The organism is Aliagarivorans marinus DSM 23064, assembly GCF_000429485.1.
Classification (GTDB): domain Bacteria; phylum Pseudomonadota; class Gammaproteobacteria; order Enterobacterales; family Celerinatantimonadaceae; genus Aliagarivorans; species Aliagarivorans marinus.
On sequence record NZ_AUBY01000018.1, the window covers coordinates 74,493 to 95,159 of the forward strand.

General features: G+C 54.0%; 22 protein-coding genes and 1 other RNA gene. 17 read left to right on the top strand and 6 right to left on the bottom strand.

Annotation, left to right across the window (positions count from 1 at the left end):
* Positions 1 to 24: 24 nt before the first annotated feature.
* Both G461_RS0108600 and G461_RS0108605 read right to left on the bottom strand, forming a co-directional pair.
* Entirely contained in the window at positions 25 to 1,386 is a 1,362-nt protein-coding gene (locus G461_RS0108600) for a Do family serine endopeptidase (RefSeq protein ID WP_026971528.1), read from the bottom strand.
* Positions 1,387 to 1,465: 79 nt separating this feature from the next.
* Positions 1,466 to 1,876: a Z-ring associated ZapG family protein gene (locus G461_RS0108605; RefSeq protein ID WP_026971529.1), complete on the bottom strand. Its 411-nt coding sequence runs from the start codon at positions 1,874 to 1,876 to the stop codon at positions 1,466 to 1,468.
* Between the two features lie 102 nt (positions 1,877 to 1,978).
* Here G461_RS0108605 and zapE point away from each other — a divergent pair, with 102 nt between their 5' ends.
* The 8 genes from zapE (at position 1,979) to G461_RS0108645 (ending at position 8,097) form a co-directional block, all read left to right on the top strand.
* Positions 1,979 to 3,100 carry a cell division protein ZapE gene (gene zapE / locus G461_RS0108610; RefSeq protein ID WP_026971530.1) on the top strand — a complete coding sequence of 374 codons (1,122 nt, stop codon included), beginning with the start codon at positions 1,979 to 1,981 and terminating at the stop codon, positions 3,098 to 3,100.
* 221 nt (positions 3,101 to 3,321) lie between these two features.
* Positions 3,322 to 3,750, top strand: a complete 429-nt coding sequence (gene rplM / locus G461_RS0108615) for a 50S ribosomal protein L13 (RefSeq protein WP_026957950.1) — start codon at positions 3,322 to 3,324, stop codon at positions 3,748 to 3,750.
* A gap of 17 nt (positions 3,751 to 3,767) precedes the next feature.
* Positions 3,768 to 4,160 (top strand): 30S ribosomal protein S9, encoded by a 393-nt coding sequence (rpsI, locus tag G461_RS0108620; protein WP_026957949.1) that lies wholly within the window; start codon positions 3,768 to 3,770, stop codon positions 4,158 to 4,160.
* 245 nt (positions 4,161 to 4,405) lie between these two features.
* A complete protein-coding gene (gene petA, locus G461_RS0108625) occupies positions 4,406 to 4,993 on the top strand; it encodes a ubiquinol-cytochrome c reductase iron-sulfur subunit (protein ID WP_026957948.1) in 588 nt (195 codons plus the stop codon).
* A gap of 3 nt (positions 4,994 to 4,996) precedes the next feature.
* Positions 4,997 to 6,208, top strand: coding sequence for a cytochrome b (locus G461_RS0108630; RefSeq protein ID WP_026971531.1), 1,212 nt, complete (start codon positions 4,997 to 4,999; stop codon positions 6,206 to 6,208).
* Positions 6,208 to 6,945, top strand: a complete 738-nt coding sequence (locus G461_RS0108635) for a cytochrome c1 (protein ID WP_026957946.1) — start codon at positions 6,208 to 6,210, stop codon at positions 6,943 to 6,945. The genes G461_RS0108630 and G461_RS0108635 overlap by 1 nt, the downstream gene beginning before the upstream one ends.
* Positions 6,946 to 7,031: 86 nt before the next feature.
* The gene (sspA, locus tag G461_RS0108640) at positions 7,032 to 7,667 is read left to right on the top strand and encodes a stringent starvation protein SspA (RefSeq protein WP_026957945.1); all 636 of its coding nucleotides are present in this window, start codon (positions 7,032 to 7,034) and stop codon (positions 7,665 to 7,667) included.
* 13 nt (positions 7,668 to 7,680) lie between these two features.
* Entirely contained in the window at positions 7,681 to 8,097 is a 417-nt protein-coding gene (locus G461_RS0108645) for a ClpXP protease specificity-enhancing factor (protein ID WP_026971532.1), read from the top strand.
* A gap of 54 nt (positions 8,098 to 8,151) precedes the next feature.
* Here the strand turns inward: G461_RS0108645 and dolP are convergent, their stop codons facing one another.
* Genes dolP through G461_RS0108665 form a run of 4 tightly spaced genes read right to left on the bottom strand, consistent with a single transcriptional unit; the run spans position 8,152 to position 11,482 of the window.
* Entirely contained in the window at positions 8,152 to 8,730 is a 579-nt protein-coding gene (gene dolP, locus G461_RS0108650; RefSeq protein ID WP_026957943.1) for a division/outer membrane stress-associated lipid-binding lipoprotein, read from the bottom strand.
* Between the two features lie 2 nt (positions 8,731 to 8,732).
* Entirely contained in the window at positions 8,733 to 9,323 is a 591-nt protein-coding gene (locus tag G461_RS0108655) for a D-sedoheptulose-7-phosphate isomerase (RefSeq protein WP_026957942.1), read from the bottom strand.
* A 1-nt stretch (position 9,324) separates the two neighbouring features.
* A complete protein-coding gene (locus tag G461_RS0108660) occupies positions 9,325 to 9,699 on the bottom strand; it encodes a YraN family protein (protein ID WP_026971533.1) in 375 nt (124 codons plus the stop codon).
* Positions 9,674 to 11,482: a penicillin-binding protein activator gene (locus G461_RS0108665; protein ID WP_026971534.1), complete on the bottom strand. Its 1,809-nt coding sequence runs from the start codon at positions 11,480 to 11,482 to the stop codon at positions 9,674 to 9,676. The genes G461_RS0108660 and G461_RS0108665 overlap by 26 nt, the downstream gene beginning before the upstream one ends.
* A 140-nt stretch (positions 11,483 to 11,622) precedes the next feature.
* Here G461_RS0108665 and rsmI point away from each other — a divergent pair, with 140 nt between their 5' ends.
* The 9 genes from rsmI to mraY all read left to right on the top strand — a co-directional run bounded on the left by rsmI (position 11,623) and on the right by mraY (position 20,667).
* A complete protein-coding gene (gene rsmI / locus G461_RS0108670) occupies positions 11,623 to 12,456 on the top strand; it encodes a 16S rRNA (cytidine(1402)-2'-O)-methyltransferase (protein WP_026971535.1) in 834 nt (277 codons plus the stop codon).
* A gap of 40 nt (positions 12,457 to 12,496) precedes the next feature.
* An RNA gene (gene rnpB / locus G461_RS25465) (RNase P RNA component class A) lies at positions 12,497 to 12,881 on the top strand.
* 433 nt (positions 12,882 to 13,314) lie between these two features.
* Positions 13,315 to 13,770, top strand: a complete 456-nt coding sequence (gene mraZ / locus G461_RS0108675) for a division/cell wall cluster transcriptional repressor MraZ (protein WP_026957938.1) — start codon at positions 13,315 to 13,317, stop codon at positions 13,768 to 13,770.
* Entirely contained in the window at positions 13,771 to 14,709 is a 939-nt protein-coding gene (gene rsmH, locus G461_RS0108680) for a 16S rRNA (cytosine(1402)-N(4))-methyltransferase RsmH (RefSeq protein ID WP_026971536.1), read from the top strand.
* Positions 14,706 to 15,029 (top strand): cell division protein FtsL, encoded by a 324-nt coding sequence (ftsL, locus tag G461_RS0108685; RefSeq protein WP_026957936.1) that lies wholly within the window; start codon positions 14,706 to 14,708, stop codon positions 15,027 to 15,029. Before rsmH ends, ftsL begins: the two co-directional genes overlap by 4 nt.
* Entirely contained in the window at positions 15,026 to 16,756 is a 1,731-nt protein-coding gene (locus G461_RS0108690; protein WP_026971537.1) for a penicillin-binding transpeptidase domain-containing protein, read from the top strand. The genes ftsL and G461_RS0108690 overlap by 4 nt, the downstream gene beginning before the upstream one ends.
* On the top strand, positions 16,746 to 18,218 hold the full coding sequence (gene murE / locus G461_RS0108695) for a UDP-N-acetylmuramoyl-L-alanyl-D-glutamate--2,6-diaminopimelate ligase (RefSeq protein ID WP_026971538.1): 1,473 nt from the start codon (positions 16,746 to 16,748) through the stop codon (positions 18,216 to 18,218). The genes G461_RS0108690 and murE overlap by 11 nt, the downstream gene beginning before the upstream one ends.
* The gene (locus G461_RS0108700) at positions 18,215 to 19,591 is read left to right on the top strand and encodes a UDP-N-acetylmuramoyl-tripeptide--D-alanyl-D-alanine ligase (protein WP_026971539.1); all 1,377 of its coding nucleotides are present in this window, start codon (positions 18,215 to 18,217) and stop codon (positions 19,589 to 19,591) included. The genes murE and G461_RS0108700 overlap by 4 nt, the downstream gene beginning before the upstream one ends.
* The gene (gene mraY / locus G461_RS0108705; RefSeq protein ID WP_026957932.1) at positions 19,585 to 20,667 is read left to right on the top strand and encodes a phospho-N-acetylmuramoyl-pentapeptide-transferase; all 1,083 of its coding nucleotides are present in this window, start codon (positions 19,585 to 19,587) and stop codon (positions 20,665 to 20,667) included. The genes G461_RS0108700 and mraY overlap by 7 nt, the downstream gene beginning before the upstream one ends.

Sequence of the window (20,667 nt, forward strand, 5' to 3'; positions counted from 1 at the left end):
GCCTTTTTTCACTTGATGTGCACGTTAGCGGATAATCCGATACAGGGTTTCTTCACCACGCAGAATGTTGATGGCGAGGATGCTTGGCTCGGTCTCCAGTAGCTTACGCAGGTCGGTGATGGAGGTGATCGGTGTCTTGTTGATTGACACAATGATGTCACCTTCTTCAAAGCCATTGCGGAAGGCGGGCGAGTTACGCGCGACGCTGTCGATCAGTACGCCTTGGGCCTTGGCTTCTTTGGTGGTAGAGCTCAGAGACGCGCCTTCCAGCGCAGGGTGCATCACTTTGGCTTGGATGTTGGTTTCTTCAGCAGGCTTAAGTACCACATCGAAGCTGCGGCGTTTACCGTCGCGGATAACCCCCAGCTCAACCTTTTTGCCTGCACCGATGGTGCCGATCTTGGCGCGCAGTTCACCAAAGCTTTTCACATCTTTACCATTCACCGACACGATGATATCGCCAGCTTCCAGACCTGCTTCTGCAGCCGCAGAGTTGGGCATTACGCGGTCGACAAACGCGCCGTGCTGCGAGTCGGTGCCCAGCGCTTTGGCTAGATCGCTATCCAGCTCACCACCGGCTACGCCGAGCACGCCACGGCGCACTTCACCGAATTGGGTGATCTGTTCGGTCAGGTTGCGCAGCATGTTGGCCGGAATCGCAAAGCCGATACCGACGTTACCGCCGGTGGGCGCGATAATCATGGTGTTCATACCGATAAGCTCGCCGCGCAGGTTAATCAGCGCACCGCCAGAGTTACCGCGGTTGATGGCGGCATCGGTTTGGATGTAGTTCTCCAAGTTTTCCATGTTCAAGCCACTGCGACCTAGCGCAGAGATAATGCCTGAGGTAACGGTCTGCTCCAGACCAAAGGGGCTACCGATAGCGATGGCGAAGTCGCCCACGCGCAGCTTGTCTGAATCGGCCAGTGGCAGCTCTGTCAGGTCGTCGGCCTCGATTTGCAGCAAGGCAACGTCGGTCTGGCGGTCATGGCCCAGTACCTTGGCATCGTAGCTGCGGCCGTCTTTCAGGGTCACTTGAATCTCATCGGCTTCGTGGATTACGTGATAGTTGGTAATCACATGGCCTTTCTTGGCGTCGATGATCACGCCTGAGCCGAGCCCTTGGAAGGGGCGCTGCTGTGGCCCTTGTGGCACGTCATCGCCGAAGAAGTAACGGAACAGATCAGGCACTTGCTGATCGCTGACAATAGTTCCCGCCACGGCAATATTGACTACCGCCGGAGTGGCTTCATCAAGGATTGGCGCAAGGGAGGGGATGGGGGTGTCACCGACGGCAGCAGGGAGTACCGCAAAGGATGGGTTTGAAGTAATACTCAAACACATAGCGACTAAAAGCAATCGCAACGATTTCGCTAGGGTTTTCATCAAATGTCTTCCTCTACATATCACTGATTTAACGACAAAAGCAGGATCTTATGACCCTGCTTTTAAGAGCTAGTTCCGATTAACTTGCTTGGCGTTGGCCTTCTTTGAACAGGCCGGAAGGTTGATTGGCGTAGTCTTTAGGTTGAGCATCACCGCTTTCTTCCTCTTCGGTGTCTTCCAACTCAAGCTTCTGCTGGTACTCAACAAAGAGAGGGTGCTGGGCTTCGTCGTCACCAATCAGCGACTTGCTTTGATTGGCCATGTGCTCGTAGATACTCTGATACTGCTTAGCCATATCTTCGAGAAGTTGAGCGCTGGTGGCGAAGTGCTCTTGAACCTGCTGTTTGTAGCTATCCAGCTCTTTACGGTTTTGATCGAGTTCCTGGGAAATGGAGCGCTCAGACACTGAAGACTTGCCAAACAAGCGACTAACAAAATATCCAATAGCGACACCAATCAGGAGAAATATCACACTGCTTGTAGGGTCCATAGTCATCCTTATGTGCTGGTTGTCACCTCAATATACTTGAGAATCTCAGGACATGGTACTATCAATTTCGAGCATTCAATCGGCCCAAGGAGCGAGCCAGATATGACCCCAGAACAGCGCTATCAACAGGACTTAGAGCAGGGAGTTATCCTGCCGGATCCCGCTCAACTGGCCGCCATCCAAGCGTTGTCGCAGGTTTATCAAGCGCTGATAGCCAGGCCGGAAAGCGCTGAGCCAGAGGTCAACACTGGCTTTCTTTCCAAGCTAAAAGCACACTTCACGACCCCGACGCCAACTGTAATCAAACCGGTACAAGGCCTGTATATGTGGGGCGGTGTGGGGCGCGGAAAGACCTACTTGATGGACTGTTTTTTTTGCGCCTTGCCGTTCGAAGACAAGTTGCGGGTACACTTTCATCGCTTTATGCAGCAGGTGCATGATGATTTAGCCGACTTGAAAGGGCAGGTGAATCCCTTGCTTAAAGTGGCAGACCGCTTCGCTCATCAAGCGCGGGTGATCTGCTTCGATGAATTCTTCGTGACCGACATTACCGATGCGATGATCTTAGCGGGCTTGTTCGAGGCTTTATTCGCCCGCGGGGTGAGCTTGGTGGCCACCTCAAATATTCCGCCAGAGCTGTTGTACCGCAATGGCTTGCAGCGGCCGCGGTTTGAACCCACCATTGCGCTTATCCAACAGTACTGCCAAGTGCTGAATGTGGATGGCGGTGTTGATTATCGCCAACGCACCCTCGAGCAGGCAGAGATCTACCACTACCCCTTGGATCATCAAGCCGACACTAACCTTGCTCATTACTTTCGCCAGCTCTCCAGCTCGCCAAGACGCTTCGAGTGCAGCATCGATATCAACCATCGGCAACTGTCGGTGCAGGCCGAAGCCGACAGCGTGCTGCAGATAAGCTTCAGCGAGCTGTGCGAGGGGCCACGCAGCCAGCTCGATTACATCGAGCTTTCTCGTATCTATCACACGGTGCTGCTATCCGGTGTGAAGGTGATGGACAGCAGTAAAGAGGATGCGGCGCGCCGTTTTATCGCGCTTATTGATGAGTTCTATGAGCGTAATGTAACGCTGATCATAGCCGCAGAAGTGGCGATGGAGCAGCTCTACCAAGGTAAGCAGTTGCAGTTCGAGTTCGAACGGTGCTTGTCGCGGCTGCAAGAGATGCAGAGCAAGGAGTACCTATCTCGGGAGCATTTGGCTTAGCAAGCCAGCAAAAGCCAGAAAAGACGGTAAAAACTCATATCAAGGGGTGTTTTTTTTTTGTACTTCCCCTATAATCTCGCCACCCACGTTACAGGTCGTCGATTTGACGATGCTAACAAGCCCAGCTAACTCGGTATTCGAAGGGATACATTGAGTAGCTTTTTATACGTTTGTGCTCAGTGCACAGACACGGTGTAACAGAATATTTGGGTTCTATACAAATGAAAACTTTTGTAGCCAAGCCAGAAAGCGTAAAACGCGACTGGTACGTTGTTGATGCAGAGGGCAAAACTCTGGGTCGTATCGCAACTGAAATTGCAAGCCGCCTGCGTGGTAAGCACAAAGCAGAATACACTCCTCACGTAGACACTGGTGATTACATCATCGTTGTTAACGCTGAGAAAGTAGCTGTAACTGGTAAGAAAGCCAGCGACAAGATCTACCACTCGCACACTGGCTACCCAGGTGGTCTGAAATCAATCAGCTTCGAAAAGCTGATCGAGAAAGCCCCTGAGCGTGTTATCCAGTCTGCGGTTAAAGGTATGTTGCCTAAAGGTCCTCTAGGCCGTGCAATGTTCCGTAAACTGAAAGTATACGCCGGTCCTGAGCACAACCACGCTGCTCAGCAACCACAAGTTTTAGATATTTAAGTTACGGAATTTGAACAATGGCTGAGAATCAATACTACGGCACTGGCCGTCGCAAAAGCTCTACCGCTCGTGTATTCCTGAAAGCAGGAAGCGGCAACATTCAAGTTAACAAGCGTTCACTAGACGTATACTTCGGTCGTGAAACTGCTCGTATGGTTGTTCGTCAACCTCTAGAGCTAGTTGAATTGGCTGAGAAAGTTGACCTGTACATCACCGTTAAAGGTGGTGGTACTACTGGTCAAGCTGGTGCTATCCGTCACGGTATCACCCGCGCGCTGATGGAGTACGATGAGAGCCTACGCCCTGAACTGCGTAAAGCTGGCTTCGTTACTCGTGACGCACGTCGCGTTGAACGTAAGAAAGTTGGTCTGCGTAAAGCACGTCGTCGTCCGCAATTCTCTAAGCGTTAATTGCAGAGACCAAACTTTATACTGTCAAAAAGCTCGGTTTATCCGGGCTTTTTTTATGCCTGCTGCCCCGCAGAAATGCCCTGAATCCCTTGTTAAATCAGGGGAACTTTATTACCATTCAGCTACCTTATCGTTAACATATTTATAGCTCTTGAGCTACATGTAGCGATAACCTCAGCTTGTGCAGCAAGCCGCAAGGATAAATTAACAATAATTTGTGCGGATCCTTAACGGAGATTCAGTGGATGAGTAACGCTCCTGTCGATGCTGGACGTCGCCGCTTTTTAACTTGGACTACGAGTGTCGTAGGAGGAGTTGGCGCCGCGTTCGCAGCAGTCCCTTTTATTAGTTCTTGGACGCCCAGTGCTAAAGCACGTGCGGCCGGAGCTCCTGTCGAAGTCGATATCAGTAAAGTTGAACCGGGTCAGTTGATCCGGGTTGAATGGCGCGGAAAGCCGGTGTGGGTGGTCAATCGCCCGCAGGCGGTATTGGATAATCTAGAGCAGATTGGCGACAAGCTCGCTGACCCTGATTCATCGGAACCGCAACAACCGCCGTATACCGTGAACACACATCGTTCCATCAAGCCGCAGCTGTTTGTCGGTGTTGGCCTGTGTACTCACTTGGGCTGCTCGCCCACCTACTTGCCGGGCAGCTTTGCTGAGCAGGTACAAGGTGTTGAGTACGGGTTCTTCTGCCCCTGCCATGGCTCGAAATTCGATATGGCCGGACGGGTGTTCTCCGGTGTGCCTGCTCAGTTGAACCTGGCAGTGCCTCCTCATCAATACTTGGACGACAGCACCATTTTGGTCGGTGTTGATCAGGAGGCATAAGCGATGAAAGCATTGATTTCGTGGATCGATGATCGGATCCCAATGACCAAAACCTGGGAAAAGCACATCAGCAAGTACCCAGCTCCCAAGAACTTTAACTTCTGGTACTTCTTCGGCTCACTGGCCATGTTAGTGCTGGTCAATCAGCTGCTAACCGGCATCTGGCTGACCATGCATTACAACCCTACCGCAGAAGGTGCATTTGCCTCGGTGGAATACATCATGCGTGATGTACCGTGGGGCTGGCTGCTGCGCTACATGCACTCTACCGGCGCCTCGGCCTTCTTTGTGGTGGTATATCTGCACATGTACCGCGGGCTTATCTACGGCTCCTACCAAAAGCCCCGCGAGTTGCTGTGGCTGTTCGGCATGCTGATCTTCCTGGTGCTGATGGCGGAAGCCTTTATGGGCTACATCCTGCCTTGGGGCCAGATGTCTTACTGGGGCGCTCAGGTAATCATCTCGCTGTTCGGTGCGATACCGGTGATTGGCGATGACCTAACCCTGTGGATCCGTGGCGATTACGTGGTATCAGGTGCAACCCTCAACCGCTTCTTCGCCCTGCATGTGGTGGCCTTACCGCTAGTGCTAGTGATGCTGGTATTCCTGCACATTATCGCACTGCACGAAGTCGGCTCGAACAACCCTGACGGTATCGAGATTAAGAAAAACAAAGACGCCAATGGCTGGCCGAAAGATGGCATCCCCTTCCATCCTTATTACAGTGTTAAGGACATTGTCGGGGTAGTGGGCTTCCTGTTCTTCTTCTGCTTTGTCATCTTCTTTATGCCAGATGGCGGCGGCTACTTCCTGGAGAAGCCGAACTTCGAAATCGCCAACCCGCTGAAGACCCCTGAGCATATTGCGCCGGTATGGTACTTCACTCCGTTTTACGCCATCTTGCGGGCCATTCCCGACAAACTCGGTGGCGTGATCATGATGGGGCTGTCGATTTTGGTGCTGTTTATCTTGCCTTGGTTAGACCGCTGTAAGGTAAAGTCTTGGCGTTACCGCAGTATGTTGCACCGCCTCAACATTGCTCAGTTCATCGTTTGCTTCATTATTTTGGGCGTCTTGGGTGTGTTGCCGCCAACCGAGGGCAGAACCTTGTTGGCGCAGATCACTACCTTCGGGTATTTCGCCTTCTTTGTTCTGCTTTGGTTCTACAGCAAAAACGAAGCGACCAAGCCCTTGCCTGAGAGATTAACCAAATGATGAAGAAACTACTTTTAGCATTAGTGTTCGTTGTTCCCGGTTTGGCTCTGGCAGCGGGTGGCTCCAATGTTCATTTGGACAAGGCGGAGTATGACCTAAGCGACAAGGCCTCACTGCAAAATGGTGCCAAGCTGTTTATGAACTACTGCTTTGGCTGTCACAGCACCCAGTACCAACGCTACAACCGGGTAGCTGAAGACCTAGATATTCCCATCGAGCTGATGGAGCAGCATCTGGTGTTTACCGGTGTGAAATCCGGTGAGCTGATGAAGAACGCTGCCAGCGAAGAGCAAATCGCCAAGTGGTTCGGTGCGCCTGCGCCGGACCTCACCAATGTGGCGCGAGTTCGCGGTGCGGACTGGCTATACACCTATCTGCGCACCTTCTACGAAGATCCTAGTCGCCCGTACGGCGTGAATAACTTGGTCTTCCCAAGTGTCGGTATGCCGCATGTGCTTCAAGAACTGCAGGGCATCCCCCGCGCTGTTTACGAAGAGCCTCTGATCGACGGAGAGCCGCAACAGGTGTTTGTTGGCATCGAATCTGACGGTAGCGGCGAAATGAGTGAAGATGAATATGACCAAGCGGTGTTAGATCTGGTAAACTATCTGGTCTATTCGGCCGAACCCGTTAAGCAGGAGCGTAAGCGCCTCGGCTATTGGGTGCTCGGTTTCTTGGTGATCTTCTTTATCTTCAGTTACTTGCTTAAGAAAGAGTACTGGCGAGACGTTCACTAATATCGCGCTGCACTGGCAGTGTACGGCAACAGTGCTACGCTGTTGCCGTTTAATCGTTGTAGATAAACAGTTTTGTGGAGGGTTCAATGGCTGTAGCTGCCAACAAACGTTCGGTAATGACGTTATTCTCTGGTGCCAATGACTTGTACAGTCATCAAGTGCGCATCGTACTGGCTGAGAAGGGAGTAAGTGTCGAAATCAATCTGGTTGATCCAAACAACCTGCCAGAAGATCTGGTTGACCTGAACCCTTACAGCTCTGTACCGACCTTGGTTGATCGTGAGTTGGTGCTGTACCAATCGCAGATCATCATGGAGTACTTGGACGAGCGTTTCCCACACCCGCCGCTGATGCCTGTTTACCCGGTATCACGTGGCTCAAGCCGCCTGATGATGCACCGTGTACAGAATGACTGGTACAGCTTGGTGCACAAGATTGAGCGCGGCGAAGACGCTGAAGCTTCGCGCAAGCAGCTTAAAGAGAGCCTGCTGGCCATCGCTCCAGTGTTCGCCGAAATGCCGTACTTTATGAGCGAAGAGTTCAGCTTGGTTGATTGCTACCTGGCTCCGCTGTTGTGGCGTTTGCCTGTGCTGGGCATTGAGCTTGAAGGTGCTGGCGCGAAAGAGATTAAGTCGTACATGGTTCGCGTATTCGACCGCGAGTCGTTCCAGGCATCTCTGACTGATTCTGAGCGCGAAATCCGCGACGGTTTTATTGCCTAAGATGAGCACTTCAATGACGCCGAATCGCCCGTACTTGCTACGGGCTTTTTACGACTGGCTGCTGGATAACGAGCTAACCCCTCACTTGGTGGTGGATGCGACTCGCCCTTATGTGAATGTGCCGCAACAGTTCGTGGAGAACGGTCAGATCGTGCTGAACATCGCCCCGTCGGCAATTGTGAACTTCAACATGGATCTGGAGCAGCTTAGCTTCAATGCCCGCTTTGGCGGACAACCCTTTGAAGTGTACGTACCGATGGCTGCGGTGATTGCCATCTACGCCCGTGAAAACGGCGCAGGCACCGTGTTCGATTCTGAACCGGCTTATGATCAAGCAGAAGAGCTTATCGAGGAAGTGGAGATGGCCGAGGAGGCTAGCCCCGAACCCGAGACTAAGCCGAAGCGACCCAGCCTACGGGTAGTGAAGTAAAAAAAGCGCTCCGAGGAGCGCTTTTTTATTGCCTTAGATAGGGGCGTATCGGGACTAGCTCTCGTCAATTTCCGCCCGCTCAAATACCTTAATCACCTTGCTTACGCCTTTTTCGTGGCGGGCTATATCCACGGCAATATCCTCTTCCTCTTTAGTGACAATACCGATAAGAAACACTTCCGAGTCTTCGGTGGTCACACGAATCTTGTTCAAAGGGATTTCCGGGTTGGTCAGTAGCTTGCTGCGGATCTTGGTGGTGATCCAGGTGTCGTTGCTGCGGGTGCTTAGCGATACGGGCTCTTTGAGGCGCATCTCATTGAGCACTTCCACCACCCCTTCCACATTGCGGGTGAGCTCGGTTGCGCGATTGGCATAGCGCTGCTCCGGTGTTTGGCCGATCAACAATACCCGGGCGTTGAGTACTTCTACACTGATCTTACTGGCGGTCCACAGCTCTTCGTCTTCAGATAGAACGTGAACAATCTTGAGGTAGAGGCCCTTGTCATCAACCTGGGCGCCCAGGGTGCGTCGGTCCGTGCCGGCAGAGACTGCCACGCCGGTACCAACCACCACTGCAGCTGCACAGGCTTGTAGCAGCAGACAAGCGGTGAGTACTAAAGCTAAGCGTTTCATCCTTACATCTCTTGTTGGGGGAATAGCGTTTGGTCAATTAAATCGCAAAGTATTTCCAGAGCCAAGAGGTGAACTTCAACAATACGGTTGTTTTGTTCGGCGGGTACGCGGATCTCCACGTCTTGCTCACTCAGCAGCCCCGCCATTTCGCCGCCATCTTTCCCGGTAAGCGCAACAATGTGCATATCGCGATTTACCGCGGCTTCCATGGCCTTGATGATATTGCGGGTGTTGCCGTTGTCAGAGATAGCAATCAACACATCGCCCTCTTGGCCAAGCGCGCGTACTTGTTTGGCAAACACCTCATCAAACAGGTAGTCGTCGGCGATGGCGGTTAGCACAGAGCTGTCGGTGGTTAATGCTAGCGCCGGTAGGCTGGGGCGCTCGGTATCGTAGCGATTAACCAAGAAACTGCAGAAGATCTGCGCTAAGGCGGCGCTGGTGCCATTGCCTGCAATCAACACCTTGTTACCACTTAGCAATGCTTGGGCAATCAGCATGGATGCCTTTTCGATGCCATCGGGCAGCGCTTCAGCGGCGGCGATCTTGGTTTGAATACTCTCTCTAAACAGTTCTTTTATTCGTTCTTGCATGTTATTCCCCAAATGCGTTCGTCAGCCACAGCGGTTGCGCTTGGTCAGGCATTATCGCTATTACGTCGAAACGTATCATGGTGTGGTGTAGGTTTAAGCCTTGCTGCTGAAGGTAGTGCTCGGCGCTGAGACGTATGCGCTGCTGCTTACGGTGGTCGACCGCGGCGACAGCGCCGCCATAATCTGCGCGGGAGCGGTATTTGACCTCGATAAAGAGGATCACATCATCGTGTTGGGCGATCAGATCGATCTCGCCGCGGCGGCAACGATAGTTTTTAGCTACTATCTTGGCGCCTTGCTTCTTTAAAAAGGCAGCGGCCAATTGCTCGGCTTGCTGCCCCTTGTCTTGCTTACTGAACGGGAACCAGCCGGCCATTGCGATACTCGTTCCAAGTCAGCTGGCGCAGTACGGTGCCGTCGTCGTCAAGGCTCAGGTTGCCGCTCAGTCCAGGCTGTTGGAAGTCGCTGTAGTGGCGCATCTGCACCAGTTTACCGATGAGCTGATAGGCGTCGTAGCCAAGGGCATACAGGCGACGCTGCTGCGAATCGGCATTCGGCCATAGCTGCTTGAAGCGCACTGCGTTGGCCGACTGAGAATCCAGTAGCCATGGCATCTCACTCACCAGTAGGCCGTTGAGTTCGTTGTCGCCCACTGCCGTGGTGTAGCCGCGCGAGCTGGTTAGCAGCACCGGTGCACTAGCAAAGGGGCTAACCGTGACATCGATAAAGGGCTTGGCTAACTTGGTCTGGTTGCTATCGCCAATCAGATAGACCGCTTGGGTATCGCGACGTGAGCGCACCTCCGACTCGACATTATTAGCCAACACCTGCTTAAGCTGGTTGATGCGTGCTTGAGACTCGGAGGTGAGCATCAAGCGCTGAATTGCCCCTTGTAGCTCCGAAGGAGCGTGGTAAAACACGCTGGTCGCCGGCTCATCGCTGAGCTCTAGCCATTGCTCATCAAAGGCTTCGACCATACGCTTGCCTAAGCTGTTGCCGGGGGCGACCAGCAGCGGGTAGTCGAGCTGTTGCTCATGGATATACAGTGCGGCCTGACGGGCTTCTTCCTCAGGCGACAGCGGGAAGTAGTAGTAATCGCCCGCCACCTCCGAGTCGATATCGTTGAGCGCTAATACCGGCAAGTTAGGGCTGAGCGCTTGTAGCTCACGCAGGTGACTTTTCAGCAGTGGCCCAATCACAAAGTCATAGCCTTGCGAGATAAGCTGCCCATAAATGTCGGCCATACCGGCTTGCTCGGTGTCGAAGAAGCTAAGCTGAACATCGCTCTTATTGTCGAGATAGGCGGCGCTTAAGCCTTGGCGGATGGCATCGGCATTTTGCTGATAGCGACCACTTAGCGGCAGCAGTACGGCGATCTTCTCAGGACGATAAGGGCTTAGGCTCATCGCGGTTTGCATATCTTCACTAATCAGGCTTAGCGCTGGATGTTCAGGGTATTCTTGACGCCACGCCTGTAGCTCGGCGATTAGCGATTCATGGTCGATGCTTTGCTCGTTGTTGATCGCAACGATTTCCAGCCAGCCATTTTTAATCTCGTTACCCGGCTCTTGGAAGCTGCGCAGAGTAAAGGAGGTCATTGGGCGCAACAGCTGCCAAATCAGTTGGCGGTTCACCTGCTGTGGCTCACCCGCTAGATAGCTGTCCAGGCTCATACGCGCTTCGGCGCTGGCGATACCGCGGTTTTGCAGTTGGAATAGCTCGGCGCGCTGCTGATAGTAGCTTTGCCAGTAGCTGTCAGGCAGTGACCAGCGTGGGTCGAAGTTCAACTGTTCAATCGCAGCAGCATACTGTCCTTGCAGTTGCAGGCTCTGCGCTTGCACCAACGCCACCCCAGCTTGTTGGCGCTGAGTGAGCGTTTCTTGGCGTAGATCTTTAAGCAGGCCTTCACCGGCTTGGATGCTGCCTTTGCCGATGTAGGCCTTGGCGGCTAACAGCTGCCAGTCGAAGCGTTCAAGCTCTTCTGCACTGCGAGCCTGTTGTAGGTAGAACTCGGGGGATTGGTCAAGAGGAGCACTGAACTCGGGTAAAGGCAGTATCTGCTCCGAAGTGGTTTCGCTGGGCTGTGAGGCACAGGCTGCCAAAAACAGCACGGTGGCCAGACTCGCGGCGCGCCAAGTAAAAGTTAGCAATGCGTTCAAGGTGTTCTTCTTGAGTTTGAGGTTTGCTGCTTATATTAAGAGTCTGGGTGTAAATAATCCAGCGGCGTAACTGACAGATAAGATTGAGATAGCCTTGGGTTTTGATTAAAGTTGCCGGCAATTTCTCAGAGGATAGCGATATGAGCAGCGGTCGATTATTTATAGTAGCCACCCCGATTGGTAATTTGTCGGATATCACCTATCGAGCGGTCGAGGTGTTGGGTGAGGTCGACGTGATTGCGGCAGAAGACACTCGCAACACCAAGCGCTTGCTACAGCATTACAATATATCGACGCATTGCGTCGCGGTGCACGATCATAACGAGCAGCAAAAGCGTCAGTGGTTGGAGCAAACCTTGCGTGATGGCAAAGACGTCGCGTTGGTCTCTGATGCGGGCACGCCACTTATCAATGACCCCGGCTATCATCTGGTGGTACATTGCCAAGCTGAAGGCTTGCAGGTGGTGCCTATCCCCGGTGCTTGTGCGGCAATCGCAGCCTTGTGTGCAGCAGGTCTGCCGACGGACCGCTTTAGCTATCAAGGCTTCTTGCCTGCTAAAACCAAAGGTCGTCAGGATAAACTCAATGCGTTGAAGCAAGAGCCGGCCACGGTGGTGTTCTACGAATCGCCACACCGCATTCTCGATAGCCTAAAGGATATCGTTGCCTGCCTAGGCGAAGCGCGCCGGGTGGTGCTAGCCCGCGAGCTAACCAAAACCTTTGAGACGATCCGATCCTTGCCTGCTGGTGAACTGCTTGAATGGGTCCAGTCCGATGCCAACCAACAGCGCGGCGAGATGGTGCTGATTATCGAAGGCCATAAAAGCGATGCCAGCGAGCTTCCTCAACAAGCGCTGGACACCTTAAAGGTGCTTAAAGCCGAGTTGCCATTGAAGAAAGCCGCCGCGCTTACTGCCCAGATCTACGGCGTCAAGAAGAATGCCCTCTATGATTACGGGCTAAATCACCTTTAACGGTTCATTTGCGTAAGCGGCTCTGCTATAGTCCGCCCCCGGAGTTGGCCAGACAATCGCTGCTTCGTCGTTGTGTTCTTCGGACAGACGGGCGAAGGGGAGGAAAGTCCGGGCTCCATAGGGTAGGGTGCCAGGTAACGCCTGGGGGGCGAAAGCCCACGACAAGTGCAGCAGAGAGAAGACCGCCGATGGCTCGGCTCCTAGGAGTGGGTGCACAGGTAAGGCTGAAAGGGTGCGGTAAGAGCGCACCGCGCGACTGGTAACAGCTCGCGGCGAGGTAAACTCCACCCGGAGCAAGGCCAAATAGGCCCCCGTACGGCGCGACCCGCGTTGGGGGCGGGTAGGCTGCTTGAGCCAGTGAGCGATCGCTGGCCTAGACGAATGGTTGTCCACGACAGAACCCGGCTTATCGGCCAACTCCCATCATTTTAAAGCTCGCATCACCCACCGGTGGTGCGAGCTTTTTACTTTTCTTGGAAGGTATATGTGCAACACTTGCGGGCAGATGTTCCAAGGTGAAAGTTTTCCGCAAGCTCTCGCTAGTTTTCTGCGGCTGATCTCTATGTCGCGCTGGTTGGATCGCTAAAGGCTGTTCATCGAAGTTATCGCTCACACTCTGAGCGATTTGCCGCAGTTGAGCTTTTTTATTTAAAGGTGAAAAAAAGCTCGCTTTGTTATCAAGGGATTAGTGATGATCCCGCGCCACCTCTGGCTTTTTTGTGCTGTTTGTTTGGTGAGCTGGCTTGCAAAGGTAACAACTCGTCCTTAAACTTAGTCCAAAGTGGGATAAAGTGGATCATTGTGGATCTCTATCCAATTTCAGTGGGACTAAATGCCTAATTAGGGACAACACCAGCCATGTTGCGCGGAGCCAGTTCAATCAACCTAGACGCGAAGGGGCGGCTAACCATGCCGACCCGGTATCGCCAATGGTTGCTGGACGAGTGCCAAGGGCAGATGGTGTGCACCATCGATATCAATCACCGCTGCTTGTTGCTGTACCCACTGAACGAATGGGAAGACATAGAAAGGAAACTAAGAAAGCTTTCCAGCATGAACCCGGCCGAACGCCGTCTGCAGCGCTTGCTGTTGGGCTACGCCGATGATTGCGATATGGACAAAAACGGACGTTTATTGATTCCCCCACCGCTCAGGCAGCACGCTGAGTTGGATAAAAAAATTATGTTGGTGGGGCAGCTGAACAAGTTTGAATTGTGGTCTGAATTGCAGTGGCAGCAACAGATTGCGGACGACCTGACGCTGGATGAAGAAGTAGACATGTTAAGCGCTAATTTAAAAGACTTTTCACTATAGATGACTAACCAATTCTCACATACCTCGGTGTTGTTGCAAGAGTGCATCGATGGACTAGCTATCAAGCCTGACGGGATCTACGTCGATGGTACCTTTGGCCGTGGCGGTCACTCGCGCGCGGTGTTGGCCGAGCTTGGCGAGCAAGGGCGCTTGATCGCCATCGATCGCGATCCGCAAGCCATCCAAGCGGCAGAGGCCTTGGCTGATGACTCGCGTTTCCAGATCGTGCATGGCGGCTTCTCGGGCATTGCTGAGTATATGGAAGAGTTGGGGCTAAGTGGGAAGATCGACGGCGTATTGCTCGACCTAGGCGTGTCGTCGCCACAGCTCGATGATGCCGAGCGCGGCTTTAGCTTCTTGCGCGATGGTCCTCTGGACATGCGCATGGACACCAGCAAAGGCCAAACCGCAGCGCAGTGGCTGGCGACAGCCGATGAAGACGATATTTGTTGGGTCATTAAAACCTTTGGTGAGGAGCGCTTTGGCAAACGTATCGCCCACGCCATCGTTAATCACCGCGTTGAGGAGCCGATTGAGCGCACCCTACAGCTGGCGGCGATTATCGACAAGGCGGTGCCGGTCAAAGACAAGTTCAAGCACCCGGCGACCCGCAGCTTCCAGGCCATTCGTATGTACATCAACTCTGAGCTGGAAGAGATTGAAACCGCATTAGCAGGCGCGGTGAAGGTGCTGGCGCCAGAGGGACGCCTGGCAGTGATTAGCTTCCACTCGCTGGAAGATCGCATGGTGAAGCGTTTTATTCGCAAGCAAGAGCAGGGGCAGAGCTTTCCGCGCGGGCTGCCGCTGACTGCCGAGCAACTGTCACAAGGCAAGACCATGAAGAAAGTGGGCAAGGCAATTAAGCCATCAGCAGCCGAGCTAGAGGTTAACCCGCGTGCTCGTAGCTCTGTGTTGAGGGTCGCGCAGCGCCTGGCATGAGTGAGCAAGCTGGTCGGCAGCCCAATTTACTGCGGCTGATTGCCAAAGATGTCTGGCGTTCGCGCGGACATCTTTTGTTGTTATTAGCGGCATTGGTGAGTGCGCTGGCGGTGGTGTGGACCACCCACCAAACGCGCTTACTGGTAGAACAGCGTGAGCGCTTGATGTTGGAGCGCGACGAATTAAATGTGGAGTGGCGACATCTGCTGATTGAGCAGAATGCTCTGGCAGAACATAGCCGAATTGAGAGCATGGCGCGCAAGCGCTTGGATATGCATCGACCCAAATTGGAAGAACAGGTGGTGGTCTCAAGACCATGAATAAACGAAATAGCAAACCGGAATTGCTGATCAAATGGCGCTACTACCTGGTAGTCGCTGTGATCTGCCTGGTGTTTGCCTCGTTAGCAGGACGGGCTGCCTATATCCAAGTGATCGCGCCAGAGCGTTTGGTGTATGAGGGCGACCTGCGTTCCATCCGCACTAAAACCAGCCGCGCCGAGCGTGGCATCATTACCGATCGTTTTGGCCGAGAGCTGGCGGTGAGCGTACCGGTCAGTGCCATCTGGGCCGACCCCAAGATCATCCACGATCAAAATAGTCTACTTAAGCGCCAGTCCTGGCAGGCTCTGGCCAAAGTGCTGGAAACCGATATCGACAACCTGCAGGCGCGTGTCAAAGACCCGCAACGCCGATTTGTCTACTTGCAGCGTCAAGTTAGTCCGGCCGTTGCTGACTACGTAAAAAAACTTCGTATCAAAGGCATCAACGTTAAGCCTGAGTCTCGTCGCTTCTACCCCACTGGCGAAGTGAGTGCTCACTTGGTGGGCTTTACCAACATCGATGACCTTGGTCAGGAAGGCGTTGAGCGCAGCTACAACGACTGGCTAACTGGCCAGCCAGGCCAGCGCCGGGTGCGTAAAGACCGAACCGGACGGGTGATTGAAGATCTCGCAGTTATCAAAGAACGTGAAGATGCCCAGCACATTCAGCTGAGCATTGACCAGCGAGTACAAGCGCTGGCCTACCGCGAGCTGAAAAAGGCCGTGGCAGAAACCAAAGCCACCTCTGGCAGCGTGGTGGTACTGGATATAGCCACCGGTGAGGTGCTGGCGATGGCCAATAGCCCGTCGTTCAATCCTAATGACCGTGGCCAGCTGCAAAGCTACCGTTATCGCAACCGTGCGCTGACCGATGCCTACGAGCCGGGCTCTACCGCTAAACCCTTCACCATGTTGGCCGCGCTCGAAAATCACTTGGTTAGCGAAGATACGATCATCGATACCTCACCGGGCTGGCGTCAGATTGGCGGCCAGCGGGTGCGCGATGCGCGCAACTATGGCGAGATTGATATGGCCACTGCGATGCAAAAATCCAGCAACGTAGTGACCAGTCAACTGGCCGATGAGGTGGGTGTCGAAGGCATGCTCGATACCCTCTACAAGCTAGGTTTTGGCAACGACAGCGGCCTGGGCTTAGTGGGCGAATCGGCTGGCTATATGCCGCAGCGCCGTCGTTGGTCCGACTTTGAACTAGCTACCTTGTCGTTCGGCTACGGCGTGATGGTAACGCCGCTTCAGTTGGCGCAGGCCTATGCAACCTTGGGCTCAGGCGGCGTTTATCGTCCCATCTCTATTATTAAGTTGGAGCAGGGTAATCCGGGTCAGCAAGTGTTCAGCGAAGGCTCGGCGCGCAGCGTGTTGAATATGCTCGAGCATGTGGTGCATCCAGAGGGCACCGGCAGCCGTGCTGCAGTTGATGGTTATCGGGTGGCGGGTAAAACCGGTACTTCGCGTAAAGCGGTGCGCGGCGGCTATGGCGATGACTATGTGGCGGTATTCGCAGGCGTCGCGCCGGTGAGCAACCCACGCTTGGCCATTGCGGTGTTTATTAACGAGCCACAAACCGACAGTTACTCCGGTGGCGCTGTGGCGGCGCCGGTATTTTCGAGAGTTATGCAGGGAGGCCTGCAGTACCTCAACGTCGCGCCTGACGCGCTAGACAGCCGGGTAGTGCAGTTAAACGGGGGAGGCAGTAATGACTCGTGAATTATCCTCGCTGCTAGCGCAGTTCGCGATTGAACAGGCGCCGAAGCAAGCCTTCAATCACCTCAACCTGGATAGCCGCGCCATCCAAACTGGCGATATCTTTGTCGCCATTAACGGCCATCAGGTCGATGGTCGCAAGTACATCGCATCGGCCATCAACCAAGGCGCGGTGGCGATTATCGAAGAGGCCGAGAGCGAGCTGGCTCATGGCCAAGTGCGCTGGATTGATGCGGTCCCGGTGATTGCCTTCTGGCGTTTACCTTCGCGCTTATCCCAGCTGGCTCAGTGTTGTTACTTCCCAGATGGCAATCCGTTGACTGTGATTGGTGTGACCGGCACCAATGGCAAGAGCACCATTACCCACCTGATTGCCGCGCTGGCAGCGCAGCTGGGGGTACCGGCTGCTGTAATGGGCACCTTGGGCAATGGTAAGCCGGGCAGTTTGGTTGAGAGTGCCAATACCACCGGCGATGCGATCTCGGTACAGCGTCAGTTGGCGGAGTTTGCCGAGCAAGGCATCGAGTGGGTGGCGATGGAAGTCTCTTCCCATGGCTTGGTGCAAGGGCGAGTGGCCAGCGTGCCGTTTAAGCTGGCGCTGTTTAGCAACCTCAGTCAAGACCACCTCGACTATCACGGCGATATGGCCGAATACGGTAAGGCCAAGCAGATGCTGTTTGACTGGCCGAGTCTGGAACATCGCTTGATCAATGCCGATGATGGCTTTGGTAAGCAGTTGTTACAGCACTATTCCACTGCGAAGTCTTTGTCTCTTGAAGATAGTAGCGCCGATTTCCAATTAACCGAGCTGCGCTTTAGCGCCAGTGGTGCCCAAGGAGAGCTGCTCAGCCCCTATAACCTGCAGCGCGCGCTGAATTGGCAAAGCCCGCTACTTGGACGTTTTAACGCCGAGAACATGCTGGCAGCGATTGCGGCCTGTGCCTGTTTGGGTTTACCGCTGGAAGCGCTGCTGCAAGCCAGCGCGAACGCCCCCGCGGTGCCCGGTCGGATGGAGATGTTCCAAGCCGATATCAGCGTGGTGGTTGATTACTCGCACACCCCCGATGCGTTGGACAAAGCCCTGCAAGCGCTACGCCTGCACTGCCACGGACAGCTGTGGTGTGTATTTGGCTGTGGTGGTGACCGCGATGCCGGTAAACGCCCGCTAATGGCCCAAGCGGCAGAGCGTGGCGCCGACAAGGTGATCATCACCGACGACAACCCCCGTTTTGAGGACCCTGAAGCCATCGTGCGCGATACCTTGGCCGGTCTTAGCCAGCCAGAGTTGGCGCAAGTTGAACATAACCGAGAGAAAGCCATTGCCCTGGCCATCACCCAAGCGCAAGCGGGAGACATGATTTTGGTGGCGGGTAAAGGCCATGAGGACTACCAGATTTACGCCAGTGAGAAGATTCATCTTGATGACCGAGAGGTGGTCAAGTCACTACTGGAGGCGCACCGATGATCCGCTTACACCTTAGCGAACTATTGGATGCGGTCGGCGGCACCCTGATGGGCAACGACTGCGAGGTGGCTGCGGTCTCCACCGACACCCGCCAAGCGATGCCTGAAGCGCTGTTTATTGCGCTTAATGGTGCCAACTTTGATGCCCATAACTTTGTCGATGATGCCGAGGAACAAGGCGCAGCGGCCTTGCTGGTTGAACGTAAAGTAGACTCAGCCTTGCCTCAGGTGTTGGTCGACGATACCCGGATCGCGATGGGGCAACTGGCGGCCTACCTGCGCAAGCGTCTGAACGTGCCTTGCTGCGGGATTACCGGCAGCAACGGTAAAACCTCGGTGAAAGAAATGGTTACCGCCATCTTGTCACAACGGGCCAAGGTGCTCTCTACTAACGGCAACTTCAACAACGATATCGGCGTACCGCTGACCTTGTTGCGCTTTGAAGAGCAGCATCAGCTCGGGGTAATTGAGATGGGCGCCAACCACCGTGGTGAGATTGCCTATACCGCCAGCTTGGTCGAGCCGAAAGTGGCGCTGATCAACAACGTGTCTGCTGCGCATATCGAAGGCTTTGGTTCGCAACAAGGCGTGGTGATCGCAAAATCTGAGCTGTTCCAACAGCTCGATGCCTCGGGCCTGGCGATCTGTGAGCTACACAGCAGCTATCGCCCTGACCTTGAAGCTGCCGCAGGCGAAGCCTCACTGCAGTACTTCGATTTCAGTGATACCGCCGCCGATTACTACGCCAGCGACTTTGAAGATTTGGGGGTTGCGGGTAGTCGTTTTGTCATTCATTCCCCTTATGGTCAGGTTGCGGTGAGCTTGGCGCTTGCGGGCGAGCACAACGTCAAAAATGCCCTCGCAGCCAGTGCAATGGCCCTAGCCATGGGAGCGAGCTTACAGGATGTGCCTGCAGGACTGGCCAGCTTGCAAGCGGTGCCCGGTCGTTTGGCGAAATCCCAGCTGAGTGAGCAAGTGACCTTGGTGGATGATAGCTATAACGCTAACCCGGCGTCATTCAACGCAGCGATGCAATTACTTGCCGGTTTCGACGGCGATAAGTTCTTGATTGCTGGGCAAATGGGAGAGATGGGCGAGCAGTCGGAGCAAGCCCACGAAGATTTGGTCACGCAAGCTCTTGACAGCGGGCTTCGCTTGTATTGTTATGGCCGGTCTTTTTGCGCCCCTCTGCGGAAACATGACCGGGAGAATGCGCTTTATTCGACTCATCAAGACTTGTTCGATCAGCTGTTAGCTGATCTCAAAAACAGCAGCGCACCCTGTATGGTGCTGGTTAAAGGATCAAGAAGTAGTCAAATGGAGCAAATTGTGGCGCGACTCCAGCAGCAGTATAAAGAGGGGTTCCCATGTTAGTCTGGCTGGCTGAGTATCTTCAGCAGTATTTCAGTGCATTTTCGCTGTTTGGCTTCTTAACCTTTAGAGCCATCGTCAGTGTGCTGACCGCCTTGGTGTTTGGCCTATTGATGGGGCCAAAGCTGATCCGCCGCCTACAGCTATTGCAGATTGGCCAAACGGTGCGTACCGATGGCCCACAATCACACTTGAGCAAATCTGGTACGCCCACCATGGGCGGTGTGCTGATCTTAGCATCGGTGTTCCTGTCGACCCTGCTATGGGCGCGCCTGGACAACCCTTATGTGTGGGTGATGTTGTTCGTATTTGGTAGCTACGGCGCGATTGGCTTTGTCGATGACTACCGCAAAGTGGTGCGCAAAGACCCGGCTGGCTTGATTGCCCGCTGGAAATATTTCTGGCAATCGGTAGTGGCACTGGTGGTTGCGGTATACCTGTTCTGGTCAGCCGACACGGCGGCCCAGACCCAGCTGGTGTTGCCGTTTGTGAAAGAGATTATGCCGCAGCTAGGTTGGCTGTTTATCCCGCTGACCTATTTCGTGATTGTTGGCAGCTCGAACGCGGTCAATCTAACCGATGGCCTTGATGGCTTGGCAATCATGCCGAGCGTGATGGTGGCGGCGGCGTTTGCCTTTATTGCCTACCTCACCGGCAACATTAACTTCGCCAACTACCTGTTCATCCCCTATGTGCCAGAAACCAGTGAGCTGGTGATCGTGTGTATGGCCATGGTGGGCGCAGGTCTGGCATTCCTATGGTTTAACACCTACCCAGCGCAAGTCTTTATGGGCGATGTGGGCTCTTTGGCATTGGGGGCGGCACTTGGCGTGGTCGCGGTGCTGGTGCGTCAGGAATTCTTGTTGGTGGTGATGGGCGGCGTATTTGTGATGGAGACCGTGTCGGTCATCTTGCAGGTGGGCTCGTACAAGCTACGTGGCGAGCGGATCTTCCGTATGGCTCCTATCCACCATCACTACGAATTGAAAGGTTGGCCAGAGCCGCGTGTGATCGTGCGTTTCTGGATTATCTCATTGATTTTGGTACTGGTTGGCTTGGCCACTCTCAAGGTGCGCTAA